Below are 14816 nucleotides of genomic sequence, written 5' to 3' on the forward strand. Positions count from 1 at the left end.
AAAAAACCCAATCTCACAGTGAGATTGGGTTTTTTATTATTGTATAATTTATTCTTAATCCTTTACGTCTAATTGTATACTTAACTCCTCCAATTGCTCGTTAGCAATGGTAGCAGGTGCATCAATCATTACATCTCTTCCCGAATTATTCTTGGGAAAAGCAATGAAATCTCTAATCGTCTCTTGTCCTCCCAAAATAGCGACTAAACGATCCAATCCGAAAGCCAAACCACCGTGTGGTGGAGCACCATACTCGAATGCATCCATCAAAAAGCCAAACTGACTTTTAGCTTCTTCTTCCGAAAATCCTAAATGTTGGAACATCACTGCCTGGGTTTCTTTATCGTGAATACGGATTGAGCCTCCTCCAATTTCATTTCCGTTTAATACTAAATCATAAGCATTGGCTTTCACTGCCCCCGGATTAGACGCTAACAAGTCGAGTTGCCCTGGTTTTGGAGAGGTAAATGGGTGGTGCATCGCATGGTAATGCCCGGTCTCTTCATCTAGCTCTAATAAAGGGAAATCTATAACCCATAACGGTGCAAACTCATTTCCTTTGCGCAACCCTAGTCTCTCAGCCATTTCCATTCGCAAAGCACTTAATTGCGCTCTCACTTTTGAGGTAGCACCCGATAATACACAGATTAAATCTCCTGCTTTTGCAGCGGTAACTTTTGCCCATTTTGCCAAATCATCTTGGTCGTAAAACTTATCTACCGAAGACTTAAACGAACCATCTTCGTTACACTTTACATATACCATACCTAAAGCGCCAACCTGTGGTCGTTTAACCCAATCGATAAGCTTATCGATTTCTTTTCGTGTATAAGAAGCACCTCCTGGCACTGCTATTCCAACCACTAATTCCGCCGTATTGAAAACTTTAAAATCTTTGTGCTGCGCAACTTCGTTTAGCTCTCCAAACTCCATTCCAAAACGAATGTCTGGTTTGTCATTACCATATTTTCGCATCGCCTCGTCAAAAGTAATCCTTGGGAAATCGGAGACTTCTACACCATTAATTTCCTTTAATAAATGACGGGTCATGCCTTCAAAAACTCCTAGAATATCTTCTTGGTCTACAAATGACATTTCACAGTCTATCTGAGTAAATTCCGGCTGACGATCGGCACGAAGGTCTTCGTCTCTAAAACACTTTACGATTTGGAAGTACTTGTCAATACCTCCAACCATTAGCAATTGTTTAAAGGTTTGCGGACTCTGTGGCAATGCATAAAACTGTCCTGCATTCATTCGAGAAGGAACTAAAAAATCACGTGCTCCTTCGGGTGTAGACTTTATCAAATATGGAGTCTCTACATCAATAAATCCTTTATCCGATAGATATTTACGAACTTCCATAGAAACCTTATGACGAAAAACTAAACTGTTTTTAACCGGGTTTCGACGAATGTCTAAATAGCGGTATTTCATTCGTAAATCTTCTCCTCCGTCTGTTTCATCTTCTATGGTAAACGGGGGTAATTTTGCCGCATTCAATATGGTTAACTCAGAAACCAACACCTCCACATCGCCTGTTGGTATGTTAGAGTTCTTTGAGGCACGCTCAATAACCAAACCTGTAACTTGTACCACGAACTCGCGACCTAATTCTTTTGCTTTTTGCATTAAATCTTGTGGCGTTCGCTCTTCGTCAAAAATTAATTGGGTAATTCCGTAACGATCTCTTAAATCTACCCAAATCATGAAGCCTTTATCGCGTGATTTTTGAACCCAGCCAGAAAGGGTAACTTCTGTATTTATATGCGATGCTCTTAGTTCACCACAAGTATGCGTTCTGTACATTTCTTGAATTTTAGATGCGCAAATTTAACCAATAATGTCAGTATGTAAAAATTAAGTGTTGGAAGTTTTACGTTATATCTTTAGTACTTCAAAAACAAAAAAGCCTCTCTTTGATAAAGAGAGGCTTTCACACTTTTTCTAATTCCTTTTATTTATAGTGTTATCCTTACATTACAACGTAATTTTCTAACGAGTATCAATAATTTAAGAAAACCAAAACTTAAAAAAAATGGATAACTATTTTTTAAAACCTTAAAAATTTTACTGTTAGAGAGTTAACAAACCCTATAAATAATATCTTTCCCTACTCAAATATCTTAAAAATTCTTTCCAGAAATAATACAAATACCCTTGTCGTATATATTTAGTGCCCAAGCGTCATGAATAAGGAATGGAATGGTGTTATTGGTCACCTCCGTTAGGTATAAACCATCCAATAACATCTATTCGAAAGCGTTGGCTTTTAATTTTTGAAAATAAATTGTGGCCGCTTTTTTTACTTTGGGCGCTAATATTAGAGTAGAAATAAGTGTTGGTATTGCCATAAGCGCATAAGCACTATCGATAAGATTAATAACAAAATCTAATTTTACAGTAGAAGCAATAACAATGGTAACTATGTAAATGTAATTATAGTATTTTCCAACTTTAGAATTGGTTAAATAACTCAAGCAACTATACCCGTAAAAAGAATAGGTAAATAGTGTAGAAAATGCAAAGATTAAAACGCAAATTGTTATAATTATACTTCCCAGATTATCGGGTAAAACCCGATCAAAAGAAACTAGAGTTAATGAAATTCCACTACCCTCAAAATCTTTCCAAACTCCCGAGGCTAAAATAGCCAACGCTGTTAAAGTACACACTAAGAGGGTATCTATGGCAGGCCCTAACATGGCAACTAAGCCTTCTCTTATCGGTTCTTTAGTCTTGGCAGTTCCATGCATAATTGGAGCGGTTCCCAAGCCCGCTTCATTTGAGAATGCAGCCCTTCTAACGCCAGTTATAATTAAGGTTCCTAAAGCCCCTCCTAAAACAGCATTGCCAGAAAAGGCATCGGAAAAAATAAGTCTAAAAATAGCAGGAACTTCCTTAATTTTTAACAAGAGTATCGCCAACACAGTTAGCAAATAAACAACTACCATTATCGGCACTAATTTCCCTGCAACTTTTCCAATCCTTTGGATACCGCCAAAAATTACTAAAGCAGTAACCACGGCAATAAATAAGCCTAGTAATAATTTTGCTGTTGCGGTGTTTGCAGCATTCACTTGAAATACATCAATAAGAGTTTGTGTTAATTGGTTTGCTTGAAAAGCTGGTAAGGTTCCGAATAAACCTGCAAATGCAAAAAACACAGCCAACGGTTTCCATTTCTTACCCAATCCTTCGGTAATTACATACATTGGTCCGCCCTTAACATTGCCTTCCTCGTCTTTTCCGCGATACATTACTGATAAACTACAAGTAAAAAACTTGGTTGCCATTCCAACAAAGGCACTAACCCACATCCAAAAAACAGCGCCAGGTCCTCCCATAGAAATAGCAATAGCAACACCACTTATATTTCCCATTCCCACTGTTGCTGCAATAGCAGAGGAAAGTGCTTCATAATGTGATAAGTCTCCGGGAGAATCTTTTTTATCGTATTTTCCCTGCAGTACGCGAATTGCATGTTGCATGTAGCGAAATGGGACAAGCCCCGAGTATACAAATAAAAATAATCCACCGCCTATCAAAAGAATTAGCAAAGGAATACCCCATATCCATTGGGAAAAGTCGGCGATATAATTTTGTATAGATAGAAACATACATGCAAGGAGATGTAAAATCGATAATTTATGAATTCATTAATGCCTCAATTTCATCCGCTTCTATAGGAATATTCTTCATTAAATTTTTTGGTGCACCGTTTTGTTGAATTACCACATCGTCTTCCAGTCGTATTCCAAATCCTTCTTTTGGGATATAAATACCTGGTTCTACGGTAAAAACCATATTTGCTTGCATTGGTTCATGCAATAAACCATAATCATGTGTATCTAAGCCCATATGGTGGGAAGTTCCATGCATGAAATACTTTTTATACGCTGGCCAATTCTTATCTTCATTTTGTACGTCTGCTTTATCCAACAATCCTAAACCTAGTAACTCTGAGGTCATAAGTTTTCCAACCTCTACGTGATAATCAGCCCAAATAGTCCCTGGAACAAGTAATTTAGTAGCTTCCTTTTTTACAGTATTTACAGCGTTGTAAACTTGTTTTTGACGCTCTGAAAATCGTCCAGATACTGGAATAGTTCTGGTCATATCTGAGGAGTAATTAGCATATTCTGCACCCACATCCATCAATAACAAATCCCCTGCTTTACATTGCTGGTTATTCTCGATATAGTGCAATACATTGGCATTATTTCCAGAGGCAATAATTGGTGTGTATGCAAATTTTTTCGAGCGATTCCTCAAAAATTCGTGTATGTACTCTGCTTCAATTTCATATTCCCAAACCCCAGGAGCTACAAACCCTAAAATACGTCTAAAACCTTTTTCTGTAATATCACATGCCTTCTGAATAAGATCCAATTCAATAGCATCTTTCACCGAGCGTAATCGTTGTAGAATTGGATTGCTTTTTGCTACAGAATGTGCAGGATATTTCGATTGCAACCACTTTGAAAATCGATCTTCTCTGGTTTCAGTTTCTACATTTGCTCGATAGTGCTCGTTGGTATTTAAATACAAAACTTCTGCATACGACATTACTTCAAATACGATTCTTTCCAAATCTTGTAACCAAAAAACAGTTGCGATACCACTAACTTCAGTCGCTCTTTCTTTGGTTAATTTTTCGCCTTCCCAAACTGCTATGTGTTCATTGGTTTCGCGTAAAAATAACAGCTCTCTATATTCTGGCTTTGGACAATCTGGAAATAGAACTAAAATACTTTCCTCTTGGTCTACCCCGCTCAGGTAGAATATGTCTCTGTGCTGTTCAAAAGGTAATGTACTATCAGCACTTACCGGATAAATATCATTAGAATTGAAAAATGCCACACTATTTGGCTTCATTTTGGAAGAAAAATTCTTTCTGTTTTTTACAAAAAGACCATTGTTTATCGCTTGATATTTCATAGGTATAGAAGTTTTTCAAATAAATTCCTTCAAAAATATGCAATTGATGGTATTTAATTGCAGTGGGTCACATTTATTTTAGAATATTTAAAATTTTAGACAAAAAATAAATAGTTGTTACAAGCAAATAATTCACATAAAAAAGGTGCCAATTGGGCACCTTTTGTATTATTTTATATGAGGTTATTATTTTACCGCACCTTTTATTAGGCCAACAAGTACCATTAACACACCACCACCAACTCCTCCTCCTAGAACACTTCCCAGAATACCGCTAAGATCTAACCCTAACATTCCGAGTAATTGCGCACCAAGTCCGCCGCCTAAAATACCTACAACCGAATTCCATAAAGTTCCTAATGAAAATTTCTTTAACAAAGCTCCTGCGAGGTTTCCTCCAGCAGCACCGGTTAACAAGCTAATAATTAATTCCATAGTTTATAGTTTAATTTAGTTAATTTTACTAAAGAACGTAAAATTATAGCAATACCACAAGAATATTTTCTTTTTACAGTTCCCCAACGTGAAAAATAGCATCCCCCATATTGATAATTGGAAAGTTATTTTTGGCCAAGATATAGCCATGGATAGGAGATTTTACTTTGATATTGGTCTCTCCGTAGGTATCCATAATATTACCGATAACTTCTCCTTTTTTGACATAAGATCCATTCGCCACTTTAGACGTTAAGAGCCCAGCCTCTTTGGCTCTTATCCATCGTCTCTTCTTTATAAAAACACACTCCTTTTGCTCGGGTATTTGTATGGTTGTATCAATCATCTGAAACGATTTCAAGATTCGCAAAGTTCCGTGTATTCCTTCCTCAATGGCATGTTCGTCTATTCGCAAGGATTCTCCTCCCTCATAAACCAATACAGGAATACCATTTTTAAAACATTCATTTCTAAATGACTTTGGTATTAATTTAGAAGCGAACATGATTGGTGCATTAAAAACCTTAGCCAATTCATACGCCACAGTATCTTGCGCTGTAAATCGTATTTGTGGAAAATTATTTCGTTGGGCTCCTCCGGTATGAAAATCGATTGCAAAATCTACATTAATTATCAATTCTCTCATTAAGAACTTAGCAATTCTACTTGCTAAAGAACCTGTTTTAGAACCGGGAAAACACCTGTTAACATCCTTTCCGTGCATGTCGCGAGATAAGTTTAGAAAGCCAAACACATTCAGCAAGGGTACAACGATAACACAGCCTTTATGAATTTTATACCGTTTATCAATTAACATTCTGCGAACTAACTCAATACTGTTAATTTCATCTCCGTGCAAACCGCCCTGAAGCAGTATGGTTGGTCCTGCTTCTTTTCCGTTAAAAACATACACTGGAATCTCTATAATAGTTCCTGTTGGTAATCGATCTACCGGTACCTTAATCAGTTTTGAAACACCAAGTCCTACCGAGTGTCCGTTTACATTTACTTCCTTATTTTGAAACCCCTTTTCGAACATTTTCTCTCTATATATTTAACCATTCCCTTCGCCACATTAATAGCTGTGTATGCTTCAATACCCTGCAAACCTGGTGTTGAGTTTACCTCTATGAGAAGTGGACCTCGCTTTGATCGAATAAGATCTACTCCAGCGATAGGTAGACCCAAATAACCTGCTGCGTCTATTGCAATTTGCTGTTCTGCTTTGGTTAGCAAAACTTTAGAACCACTGCCCCCTCTGTGGATGTTAGACCTGAAATCATCTATTGTACCTTTCCGTTTCATGGCACTAATAACCTTATCTCCAACTACTAAAACGCGAATATCTTCACTATTGCTCTCTTGAATAAATTCTTGAAGAATAAAACTACTTTGCATGGTAAATAGGGTATCCATCATTGATTTTGCAGACTTTTCCGTCTCTGCTAAAATAACACCTGAACCATGGGTGCCTTCTTGTAATTTTATAATAATAGGAACTCCTCCTAGTAGTTGTATTTGTTCCTCAATATTTTCTGTGTTTACCGAAAAAACGGTATCGGGAATAGGAATATTATTTTGGTTCATCACTTGCAATGTCCGAAGCTTGTTTTGTGCACTCAGTATTCCTTGAGAGCTTGCCGAGGTTTGTACACCATTCATTTCAAACTCCCTCACAACAGCAGCGCCATTTGCTGTTACGGAAGCACCAATACGAGGAATAATAACATCTGGTTCATTAATTATATTTCTACCTTCATAAATTACCTCTCTAACTCCGGAACGCAATTTTAGGGTACATTTTGTATGGTTAATTATGCGCACGTCATGACCACGAGCAGTAGCTTCTTGGTATATTCTATTGGTAGAATAGATACTTTCACTTACCGATAATATAAAAATTTTCATGAACCTATTAGTATGGTTTGAATTTTGGGAACTGCGCATAAAGGCAATTACAGATTCTTGGAAATAGCATTCCTTTTATTACAAATCTAATATTTTTTTAGCGTGAAAAGGCGTATTTCTTTTACATATAATCATAAAAACTGTTAATTTTTTTGATAAACTTAGTAGTTGTAGTAATTTTCAAGTCTCAAATTATTTTTTCATGAAAACCAAACTCGTAACCATTTTACTGCTGCTATCCGCAGTAGTAAAGGCGCAAAAAGCCACATCTGCAGGTAGCATACAAAAAGCACTTTCTGAAAAAGAAAAGCAACAGAGTTCTTCCATTGTACAGAATATTGCATTCGAAAATATAGGGCCAACAATCATGAGTGGTCGTGTGGTGGATATTGATGTTAATCCAGATAATACGGCTGAATTTTATGTTGGATATGCATCTGGTGGGGTATGGTATACAAAAAATAACGGTACTAGTTTTATTCCTATTTTAGACAACGCCCCTACACAAAATGTTGGGGATATTGCCGTAGACTGGAAAAACAATACCATTTGGGTTGGTACTGGTGAGAACAATTCATCGCGTTCGTCGTATGCAGGAATCGGTGTCTTAAAGTCGATGGATGGTGGAAAGACATGGAAAAACATGGGGCTTTACGATAGCCATCATATCGGAAGAATCCTTATAAACCCTAACAATCCGGAGGAGGTAATTGTTGGTGCTTTGGGCCATTTATACTCTCCCAACGAAGAAAGGGGTATTTACCGAACATCTAATGGAGGAAAAACATGGGAGAAAACCTTATTTATCGACACTAATACGGGAATAATTGACCTACAACCAAGCCCTGATAATTTTAACATCATATACGCTGCTTCTTGGGAACGTGAGCGTAAAGCATGGAATTTTGATGGAGATGGAGCCAATTCTGCCATTTATAAAAGTATGGATGCTGGAAAATCTTGGGTCAAAATTTCCAAAGATAATGGTTTTCCAGAAGGAAATGGCGTTGGAAGAATTGGGCTAGCCGTTTTTAACGATACTACCGTATATGCGTTTCATGACAATCAGTTTAGACGCGATGACAAAGACCTTCAAAAGAAAGAATCTAATGCTTTAACCAAAGAAGACTTTAAAAGCATGTCTGTTAGTAGTTTTTTAGCGTTGGATAATAAAAAACTAAACACCTACCTTAAAACCAATGGTTTTCAAGAAAAGTACAGGGCAGAAAATGTAAAACAAATGGTTCGATCTGGTGCTGTTAAGCCTATCGACTTGGCTAAATATTTAGAAAACGCAAACTCGCTATTGTTTGACACTCCGGTAATAGGTGCTGAAGTTTATAAATCGGAAAACGGTGGAAAGACTTGGAAAAAAACACACGAGGGGTATTTGGATGATTTGTACTATTCGTATGGATACTATTTTGGTGAAATTCGCGTAGATGTTCAAGATCAAAACGCAATTTATGTTTTAGGGGTTCCTATTTTGAAATCTAAAGATGGAGGAAAAACTTTCCGATCTATAAGTAAAGAAAATGTGCATGCCGATCACCAAGCATTATGGGTAAATCCAAAAAAATCAGGGCACTTAATTGATGGAAACGACGGCGGACTAAACATCTCTTATGACGATGGCGAAAACTGGATAAAATTGAACAATCCTCCCGTAGGACAATTCTATGCCATATACGCAGATAATCAAAAAAACTATAAAGTATATGGAGGGCTTCAAGATAACGGCGTTTGGGTTGCCAATCACAATGCCACAGTAGATAAAGCGTGGCAGCAAACCGGAAAAAATCCTTACGAAAACCTCATGGGAGGTGATGGAATGCAAGTCACAGTTGACGATAGAAACCCCAACATTTTGTACACTGGGTATCAGTTTGGAAATTATTATAGAATACACCGAGATACAGGAAAGAGAACCTATATACAGCCAAAACACAGCTTGGGCGAAACCCCTTATCGATTTAATTGGCAAACCCCAATTCTATTATCCAAACACAACCAAGATATTTTATATTTAGGAGGAAATAAATTACATCGCTCCATGAATCAGGGAAACGACTGGCAAACCATATCTGAAGACCTAACCCAAGGTGGTAAGAAAGGAAATGTAGCCTATGGTACTATTACTACCATTTCTGAAAGTCCTTTTCAGTTCGGACTGCTTTATGTTGGTACGGATGATGGTGTAATTCAGGTTTCAAAAAATGGTGGAGGAAACTGGGAAAATATTACAAATTCCCTACCTAAAAATTTATGGGTAAGTAGAGTTATTGCTTCCCAACACAAAAAAGAAAGAGTATACGTTACTTTGAACGGGTATCGCTATGATGATTTCAAAACCTACATATTTCAATCCGACAATTATGGCGAAACCTGGACAGATATTAGCACGAATATTCCTATTTCTCCGGTAAACGTAATAAAAGAGGATCCTAAAAAAGAGAATATCTTGTACGTTGGAACCGATAATGGTGCCTATGTAACCATAGACCATGGAAAAAAATGGTCTCCTTTTGTAAGAGTTCCTAATGTTGCTGTACACGATTTGGTTATTCAACCTAAAGCAAATGCTTTAATTTTAGGGACGCACGGAAGAAGTTTGTACGTTGCAAATATTTCGCCACTACAAGAATTAAACGATGCAAGTAAAGATGCTCTTTTTAGCATTAATGACGTGAGAAAAAGAAACTCTTGGGGTAATTCGTGGAGTAAATGGTTAACACCAGATACGCCAAACCAAAACATAGGGTTTTATGTAAACTCCGCTAAAAATGTTACGATTAATATTTTTGAAGAAGATGTTTTGGTAAATAGCATAAATAAAAAGGCATCCAAAGGATTTAATGAAATCGACTTTGATGTCTCTTTTTCTACAAGTGGGAAAAAGTCTTATCTTAAAAAACATAAAGACGCAGTTCTTAAGAAAGCAAAAAATGGGACCTATTATTTGCCAAAAGGAAAATATACGGCAGAAATGAATGGAATAACACAAAATTTTGAAATACTATAGTTTTTAAATCATCACAAAACTAATAAACATTGGTATCTTTGTACTATGGGAATAATACGAGTAAACAACATTCGAATATACACTAACCACGGATGTTTGGAAGAAGAAGCCAAAATTGGTTCGGAATACAGAGTAGATATCGAAGTACAAGCAGATTTACAAAAATCAGCAGAAAGTGACGCATTAGCCGATACTGTAGATTACGTACATTTAAATAAAATCGCAAAAGAAGAAATGGCAATTCGTTCAAAGCTTTTAGAACACGTTGCCAAAAGAATTTTAGACAGAATATTTAACGAAATTCCATTAGTAGAGGAAGGAACTATTAGTGTTTCTAAAATAAATCCGCCAATAGGAGGTAATGTGGAAGAAGTTGTCATCGTTTTAAAAGATGTTCGTAAAAGCTAAAAAACATTTGGTATAAAAAATAAAAGATGTAAATTTGCTCTCCCATAACGACAGGGTGTCGTGGCCGAGTGGCTAGGCAGTGGTCTGCAACACCATCTACAGCGGTTCGAATCCGCTCGACACCTCAAAAAAAGCGCAATAAACAAGTTGTTTATTGCGCTTTTTAATTGCAATTGTCTTTTTACCCCATATTTATTTTTTAAGGTAGCTTTGTAAATAACTCTTTAGACGTTCATTTGAAGGACGAATTTCATCTGCACTAATAACCTTTCCCTCCTTGTCTAAAAACAGAAAACGCGGTAACGCACCAATATCGTAAAATGTAACGAAAGGATTTTCAAGACCACAATGCAATTGTGTTCCCTCGAGCAGTGCACTTGTTAAATAATTATACCAAGTAGAAAAATCTTTATCAATACTTACAGACAAGATTGCAATAGCCTCAGTATCGGAAAAATACGCTTCTAAATCTTTCAAATGCACATACTCCTCTTTACAAGGCTTACACCAGGTGGCCCAAACGTCAATATACACGTATTTACCCTTGTAATCTTGTAAGGATACTGGTTTTTTATTGGCGTCTTGAAAAACAAAATTATTTCCAACAGTTCCTATTAAAGATCGTTTGTATAGGTATTTTGAATTTTTCTTAACTAAAATAGAAGAAAACTTTTCAAATTTATTTTTGGTGTAATCAACCAATGAATCTGAAATTTGTTCGCTTTTCCCCTTTTGCAAAACCATCTCCTTTTTTTCTGCTAATTCTACTTGTAAATCTTCTTGAGAAATTCCATTTTTCACTTGTTCCGACAATATATTCTCTATATTCCTGGCATAGGCAAAATAATTATTAATAGCAGCATACGTGCCTTGAAAATTGATAGAGGCATACGGATCATTTTTATCCATTTGAAAAGCATTCCTTGAATTCGGACCAAGATAAATCTCTCCTAGTTCTTGTTGCATGCCATCAGTAAAGAAATACATTTTATAAATTTTATTTTGCGTCACCTGTAGTGTGTCTGAAATCATGTTTGCATCCGCAAAACGATAACAACCCATGATATCCCATGAATTCTCTTTATCGTACACAATTAAACTGTCTATAACATTCTCATTATTAATAGTGATGTCTAACTTGGCACCCTTAATTGGCTTTTCATTAGTAGTACAGTGCACAAAAACTAATAAGCACACCAAAGAACTTAAAATAATATTTTTCATAAAATTCATATTTCCATTCGTATTCGCCATTTACATTATGCAATGGCAAAGCACTTATACAAGTGCTACAGCCATAAAGATAAGATGTTTTTTATAATATATTCTACTAGAAATTAAAAGAATACTCGCAACTTAGTAGCTTTTCGTGAAATTTTCATGTGTCAATCTACTCGATAAAAGGCAAGAACAAATGCATAGCAAAATAAAAAGGTATGGTTATATTTGTTAGACAAATCACAAATCTAAACTAACGTTATTATGCAAATATATCCAATAGAAACCGGTAATTTTAAACTAGATGGGGGTGCTATGTTTGGCGTAGTTCCAAAATCTATTTGGAATAAAACGAATCCGGCTGATAGTAATAATATGATAGAGATGAGTATGCGATGCCTTCTAATAGAAGATGAAAACCGACTAATCCTAATTGATACAGGACTTGGCAACAAACAATCGGATAAATTTTTTGGATATTACTATTTGTTTGGAAACTATTCCTTAGATGCATCCTTATCGCAATATGGTTTCCACAGAGATGACATTACAGACATTTTCCTGACGCATTTACACTTTGATCATTGCGGTGGGGTAATTCAGTGGAATAGTGATAGAACCGGATACGTCCCTGCTTTTAAAAACGCTAAGGTTTGGAGTAACGATAAACATTGGAAATGGGCAATAGAGCCAAATGCCCGAGAAAAAGCCTCATTTTTAAAAGAAAATATCGTACCCATTAAAGAAAATGGGCAATTAAATTTTATCCACAGAAACGCAAAAGACCAAATTGGTTTTGATGTTATTTTTGTAGATGGTCATACCGAAAAACAAATGTTACCAAAAATATCCTACAAAGGAAAAACTATTGTTTTTATGGCCGATCTTTTACCAACTACCGGGCATATTCCATTGCCTTATGTTATGGGCTATGACACAAGACCATTACTTACCATAAAAGAAAAACAAGTCTTTTTAAACGAGGCAGCAGATAGAAATTATTACCTATTCCTAGAACACGATGCACATACAGAATTATGTACTGTACAACATACGGAAAGAGGCGTTAGACTTAAAGAGACTTTTAAATTCCAAGATATCTTTTAAAGTCTGGTTCAAGCTAGAATTAAAATAGTTAAAAAAATGAAAAATCCTCAGTTTTGGTTATATTTTTCGGTTAAATAATAATAAATTTACAGTTATTATAATTAATAAAGATATTATGAGAATTTTGAAACCTGTTTTTTACTCTGCATTAGCAGCTACAACTTTAGTTGGTTGTTCTTCAGTAAGTAAAATACCTGTACCTAACGGAAGCAACTCTGTCGTAAATATTACTGCAAAGAAAGCAGCACTAACTGATTACGAAAAAAATAACTGGCAACACCTAGATTTAGCTACCGATTCTATTCCTGGAATGAGTGTTCTAAAAGCACACGAGTTTTTAAAAGGAAAAAAAGCAACAGAAGTAATTGTAGGTGTGGTAGATAGTGGTACCGACTTAAATCATGAAGATTTAAAAGAAGTTGCTTGGGTAAACACAAAAGAAATTGCCGGAAACGGAATAGACGATGACAAAAACGGATATGTTGATGACATCCATGGATGGAACTTCTTAGGAGATTCTTATAAAGAACACCTCGAATACGAGCGTATTCTAATGAATCCAGAAATTGCCGATGCAGAAACTGTAGCAGAGGTTAAATCATATCAAGAGAAAAAGGTAAAAGAAGCACAAGATAACAAAGCACGTTACGGTCAAATGTTAGACGGTTCTAAAAAATCGCACGAAGCCTTAAGCAAGCATTTTGGTAAAGAGGATTACACTGTTGCGGAAGTAGAAGCTATTCAAACAGAAGACGAAGATTTAAAGAAAAGCATATCTCGTGCAAAATACATGTACCAATTTGTTCCATCGCTTCCTGAGGTAATAAAGGAGCTTTCCTCTCTAGTAGATAAAGCAGATAAAACCATCAATGGAGACAATTTAAAAACAGATTACAGAACTGTAGTAGGAGACAATGCCTATGACATAAATGACAAACCAGGATACGGGAATGGAAATACTGGGCATTCAGTAAAAGACGAATTACACGGATCACATGTAGCTGGAATTATCGGGGCAACAAGAAACAACAATACCGGAATGGATGGTGTAGCAGATGTAAAATTAATGGCAGTGCGTTCTGTTTCTGATGGTGATGAATACGATAAAGATGTTGCTCTAGGGATTCGCTATGCTGTAGACAACGGTGCCAAAGTTATCAATACAAGTTTTGGTAAAGGCTTCTCTCCAAATAAAGAATGGGTTTACGATGCCATTAAATACGCTGCTAAAAAGGATGTTTTAATCGTTAATGCTGCAGGTAATGATGGAAAAAATATTGATGTTGAAAAAACATTTCCAAACGATGCTCCAGATTTAGTAAATGAAATTGCAGACAACGTATTAACACTTGGTGCAATGAGTTCTAATTATAACGAAAAAATGCCTGCATCTTTCTCAAATTATGGGAAACTAAACGTAGATGTCTTTGCACCTGGGGTAAATGTGTATTCTACTACTCCGGAGAACGAATACAGACCGTTAAGTGGTACCTCAATGGCTGCTCCTTCTGCTGCCGGTGTTGCTGCTTTGGTGCGTTCTTACTACCCAGAATTGAGTGCAAGTCAAGTGAAACACATTTTGATGAATTCAGGTACTAAAATAGACTTACAAGTTATGAAACCAGGTTCTAGATCTGCTGCAAATCCAAATGGTGAAATGGTTCCATTTTCAGATTTATCTGTTTCAGGACGTGTGGTAAATGCATACAATGCTGTTAGAATGGCAGATAGAATGGTAAATGGAAGAAAATAGTTATTAAAATAAATTAGTACATTT

General features: G+C 36.2%; 11 protein-coding genes and 1 tRNA gene. 5 read left to right on the forward strand and 7 right to left on the reverse strand.

Annotation, left to right across the window (positions count from 1 at the left end; translation table 11 throughout):
- Positions 1 to 54 precede the first annotated feature (54 nt).
- The 6 genes from aspS to BSU00_RS06680 all read right to left on the reverse strand — a co-directional run bounded on the left by aspS (position 55) and on the right by BSU00_RS06680 (position 7284).
- The gene (gene aspS, locus BSU00_RS06655; RefSeq protein ID WP_105003680.1) at positions 55 to 1809 is read right to left on the reverse strand and encodes an aspartate--tRNA ligase; all 1755 of its coding nucleotides are present in this window, start codon (positions 1807 to 1809) and stop codon (positions 55 to 57) included.
- A gap of 443 nt (positions 1810 to 2252) precedes the next feature.
- Positions 2253 to 3620 (reverse strand): sodium:alanine symporter family protein, encoded by a 1368-nt coding sequence (locus BSU00_RS06660; RefSeq protein WP_199176768.1) that lies wholly within the window; start codon positions 3618 to 3620, stop codon positions 2253 to 2255.
- Positions 3621 to 3648: 28 nt separating this feature from the next.
- The gene (locus BSU00_RS06665) at positions 3649 to 4941 is read right to left on the reverse strand and encodes an aminopeptidase P family protein (RefSeq protein ID WP_105003681.1); all 1293 of its coding nucleotides are present in this window, start codon (positions 4939 to 4941) and stop codon (positions 3649 to 3651) included.
- A 186-nt stretch (positions 4942 to 5127) separates the two neighbouring features.
- The gene (locus BSU00_RS06670; protein WP_105003682.1) at positions 5128 to 5376 is read right to left on the reverse strand and encodes a hypothetical protein; all 249 of its coding nucleotides are present in this window, start codon (positions 5374 to 5376) and stop codon (positions 5128 to 5130) included.
- A gap of 73 nt (positions 5377 to 5449) precedes the next feature.
- Positions 5450 to 6415 (reverse strand): succinylglutamate desuccinylase/aspartoacylase family protein, encoded by a 966-nt coding sequence (locus tag BSU00_RS06675; protein ID WP_105003683.1) that lies wholly within the window; start codon positions 6413 to 6415, stop codon positions 5450 to 5452.
- Positions 6382 to 7284 carry a RimK family alpha-L-glutamate ligase gene (locus BSU00_RS06680; RefSeq protein ID WP_105003931.1) on the reverse strand — a complete coding sequence of 301 codons (903 nt, stop codon included), beginning with the start codon at positions 7282 to 7284 and terminating at the stop codon, positions 6382 to 6384. The genes BSU00_RS06675 and BSU00_RS06680 overlap by 34 nt, the downstream gene beginning before the upstream one ends.
- Before the next feature lie 202 nt (positions 7285 to 7486).
- Between BSU00_RS06680 and BSU00_RS06685 the strand changes: the two genes are divergently transcribed.
- From BSU00_RS06685 to BSU00_RS06695, 3 genes are all read left to right on the forward strand, one after another.
- Positions 7487 to 10306: a glycosyl hydrolase gene (locus BSU00_RS06685; protein WP_199176769.1), complete on the forward strand. Its 2820-nt coding sequence runs from the start codon at positions 7487 to 7489 to the stop codon at positions 10304 to 10306.
- Between the two features lie 45 nt (positions 10307 to 10351).
- The gene (gene folB, locus BSU00_RS06690; RefSeq protein WP_105003684.1) at positions 10352 to 10714 is read left to right on the forward strand and encodes a dihydroneopterin aldolase; all 363 of its coding nucleotides are present in this window, start codon (positions 10352 to 10354) and stop codon (positions 10712 to 10714) included.
- 54 nt (positions 10715 to 10768) lie between these two features.
- Positions 10769 to 10839 (forward strand) — tRNA-Cys (locus BSU00_RS06695).
- Positions 10840 to 10906: 67 nt separating this feature from the next.
- On the opposite strand, the gene BSU00_RS06700 is transcribed toward BSU00_RS06695, so the two are convergent.
- The gene (locus tag BSU00_RS06700) at positions 10907 to 11938 is read right to left on the reverse strand and encodes a TlpA disulfide reductase family protein (RefSeq protein WP_158254402.1); all 1032 of its coding nucleotides are present in this window, start codon (positions 11936 to 11938) and stop codon (positions 10907 to 10909) included.
- Between the two features lie 258 nt (positions 11939 to 12196).
- Between BSU00_RS06700 and BSU00_RS06705 the strand changes: the two genes are divergently transcribed.
- A complete protein-coding gene (locus tag BSU00_RS06705) occupies positions 12197 to 13039 on the forward strand; it encodes an MBL fold metallo-hydrolase (RefSeq protein WP_105003686.1) in 843 nt (280 codons plus the stop codon).
- A 115-nt stretch (positions 13040 to 13154) separates the two neighbouring features.
- Positions 13155 to 14792: a S8 family peptidase gene (locus BSU00_RS06710; protein WP_105003687.1), complete on the forward strand. Its 1638-nt coding sequence runs from the start codon at positions 13155 to 13157 to the stop codon at positions 14790 to 14792.
- Positions 14793 to 14816 lie beyond the last annotated feature (24 nt).

The sequence above is a fragment of the Tenacibaculum sp. SG-28 genome, assembly GCF_002954385.1.
Taxonomy (GTDB): domain Bacteria; phylum Bacteroidota; class Bacteroidia; order Flavobacteriales; family Flavobacteriaceae; genus Polaribacter.

Bases quoted from the DNA above. Each gene is read 5' to 3' on its own strand.
- aspS (WP_105003680.1), bottom strand. From the start codon at position 1,809: ATGTACAGAACGCATACTTGTGGTGAACTAAGAGCATCGCATATAAAT.
- BSU00_RS06660 (WP_199176768.1), bottom strand. From the start codon at position 3,620: ATGTTTCTATCTATACAAAATTATATCGCCGACTTTTCCCAATGGATA.
- BSU00_RS06665 (WP_105003681.1), bottom strand. From the start codon at position 4,941: ATGAAATATCAAGCGATAAACAATGGTCTTTTTGTAAAAAACAGAAAG.
- BSU00_RS06670 (WP_105003682.1), bottom strand. From the start codon at position 5,376: ATGGAATTAATTATTAGCTTGTTAACCGGTGCTGCTGGAGGAAACCTC.
- BSU00_RS06675 (WP_105003683.1), bottom strand. From the start codon at position 6,415: ATGTTCGAAAAGGGGTTTCAAAATAAGGAAGTAAATGTAAACGGACAC.
- BSU00_RS06680 (WP_105003931.1), bottom strand. From the start codon at position 7,284: ATGAAAATTTTTATATTATCGGTAAGTGAAAGTATCTATTCTACCAAT.
- BSU00_RS06685 (WP_199176769.1), top strand. From the start codon at position 7,487: ATGAAAACCAAACTCGTAACCATTTTACTGCTGCTATCCGCAGTAGTA.
- folB (WP_105003684.1), top strand. From the start codon at position 10,352: ATGGGAATAATACGAGTAAACAACATTCGAATATACACTAACCACGGA.
- BSU00_RS06700 (WP_158254402.1), bottom strand. From the start codon at position 11,938: ATGAAAAATATTATTTTAAGTTCTTTGGTGTGCTTATTAGTTTTTGTG.
- BSU00_RS06705 (WP_105003686.1), top strand. From the start codon at position 12,197: ATGCAAATATATCCAATAGAAACCGGTAATTTTAAACTAGATGGGGGT.
- BSU00_RS06710 (WP_105003687.1), top strand. From the start codon at position 13,155: ATGAGAATTTTGAAACCTGTTTTTTACTCTGCATTAGCAGCTACAACT.